The sequence below is a fragment of the Roseofilum sp. genome, assembly GCF_982964205.1.
In genome coordinates this window covers 1-2333 of sequence record NZ_CEZBFX010000224.1, presented here as the reverse complement: position 1 = coordinate 2333, position 2333 = coordinate 1, and the positions used below count along the sequence as shown (strand labels likewise).

General features: G+C 46.3%; 2 protein-coding genes. One reads left to right on the top strand and one right to left on the bottom strand.

Features of this window, described 5'->3' with window-relative positions; translation table 11 throughout:
* Positions 1-137 precede the first annotated feature (137 nt).
* Positions 138-1004: a ferredoxin:protochlorophyllide reductase (ATP-dependent) iron-sulfur ATP-binding protein gene (bchL, locus tag AC3A14_RS24600; protein ID WP_283766269.1), complete on the bottom strand. Its 867-nt coding sequence runs from the start codon at positions 1002-1004 to the stop codon at positions 138-140.
* A 394-nt stretch (positions 1005-1398) separates the two neighbouring features.
* Here bchL and AC3A14_RS24595 point away from each other — a divergent pair, with 394 nt between their 5' ends.
* On the top strand, positions 1399-2238 hold the full coding sequence (locus tag AC3A14_RS24595; RefSeq protein ID WP_487779241.1) for a DsbA family protein: 840 nt from the start codon (positions 1399-1401) through the stop codon (positions 2236-2238).
* Positions 2239-2333: the final 95 nt, after the last annotated feature.

Genomic DNA, 2333 nt, shown 5'->3' with positions numbered 1-2333 from the left:
TCCAGTTCTTCCTCTTCCCTATTCCCTATTCCCTCCTAAACCATCATCAGCTCCAGTTCTTCCTCTTCCCTATTCCCTATTCCCTCCTAAACCATCATCAGCTCCAGTTCTTCCTCTTCCCTATTCCCTATTCCCTCCTAAACCATCATCAGCTCCAATTCTTCCTCTTCCGTCTTCACTGCTTCTTTAGGAGGATTGAGATAGAAGTCAGAGAGTAGCGAGAACAAGTCGCGGTCTGCGGCATCTTTGGGAACGACTCCTTCGGGACGTGCCAGAATTTGATCGGCAATGTTGAGATAATAGTTGGCAACGGGTTCTAACGTGGGGTCGGTTTCGGCCATTTCAAAGATGGTTTTGCCTTTAACGCGGGAGATACGGATATCTTCGATTAAGGGCAGAATCTCTAACACGGGCATGGGAACGGATTCTACATATTTGTCAATCAGGTCGCGCTTCGAGGTACGGTTACCGATGAGACCGGCTAACCGTAGGGGGTGGGTTCGGGCTTTTTCGCGAACGGAGGCGGCGATACGGTTGGCGGCAAAGAGGGCATCAAAGCCGTTATCTGTGACAATCATGCAGTAGTCGGAGTAGTTCAGGGGCGCAGCAAATCCACCGCAGACAACATCGCCGAGTACGTCGAAGAGAATGATATCGTATTCGTCAAAGGCGTTGAGTTCTTTCAGTAGTTTTACGGTTTCACCTACGACATAACCGCCACATCCGGCTCCAGCAGGAGGGCCGCCCGCTTCTACGCAGTCTACGCCACCATAGCCTTTAAAGATTACATCTTCGGGCCAAACATCTTCGTAGTGGTAATCTTTGGCTTGCAACGTATCAATGATGGTGGGAATCAGAAATCCGGTGAGGGTGAAGGTGCTGTCATGTTTGGGGTCGCAGCCAATTTGTAGGACTTTTTTACCTCGTTTTGCGAGTGCAACGGAGATGTTGCAGCTTGTCGTGGATTTGCCGATACCGCCTTTTCCGTAGACTGATAGTTTCATTACGTGCTCTCTCCTAAAGCTTTATAGCTCTGTCTCGATCGCATTATTAACGAAGTTTCGGGGAAATCCAAGCGGCGATCGCAATGAATTAAGGTTTAATCACTTGTTTTTAAGTTTGATCTAACCTTATTTCCCTTCTATTGCTTTCAATTCTGGATCAAACTCTAGAATCAGATTTTAGCTAACTTTTATGTCTAGTTTTTATAAAAATAGGTTCAATAGACAAAAATGACCAAATAACAGCCCTCGCAAAACCTGAGAGCGTATAGCACTATGCTCTCAGGTATAGCCAATCAGCCATTACCAATCACCGATTACCCATGACCAGCGTCAAGCTCTATATTAAAAATCATTACAGTTTTCCCCAGACCACTCAAATTAGGCAAAAGATCGGATGACTGCTCTACCTTCCATCGAACAAACGGAAATCATGGTTAATTGTTGCAAAATCGGCGATCGCCTCTTCAAAAGTGCGATCGCACCACCGATGGGTCGTATTATCGCTCTGCTCCTCTCCTTACTCACCCTCTGCGGTGCAACCCTCCCTGCACAAGCGGCTAACTCTAAGCTCGAACAACAAGTGCTAGAGATTATCCGCAATCATCCCGAAGTGATTATTGAATCCGTACAAACCTATCAACAACAGCAACAACAGTCCTTACAACAAAACCGTCTCGCTTTTCTCGACACCCTCAACCGCCAACCAGAAACCATTATCGGCAACTCTCCCACCACGGGTGCAGAAAATCCTCAAGTCTTATTCATAGAATTTTCGGATTTTCAATGTCCCTTTTGCGCCCGCGCCCATGATACTGTAACAGAATTCATGGACAAGCACGAAGACGCGGTGAAACTGGTGTATAAACACTTTCCCCTCACCGAACTCCATCCCCAAGCCGCAAAAGCCGCTCAAGCTGCTTGGGCTGCAAATCAACAAGGGAAATTTTGGGCGTATCACGATGCTCTATTTGCCCAACAGGATCGGTTAAGCGATCGCTTTTATGAGCAATTAGCCCAAGATTTGGAGTTGGATTTAGAACAATTTCAACACGATCTGGCGATCGCACCCTCAGCCATTGAACAAGACCGGCAACTCGGCGATCGATTAGGACTTTCTGGAACCCCATTTTTCGTGATGTTCGCTCCAGGAGAACCCCAGGGCAAGGGAGAGAGTTTTTCTGGCGCAATCGAGTTAGAAGAAATGGAGGCAATTTTACAGAACGTTTCTGGATGATAAATACAAGTTGAAGTCTCTAAAGACTACAATGTAAGTCTTTAAAATATTCATAACTTCTCACCTCACCAAACATCTCTTGATAAGAGTCACAA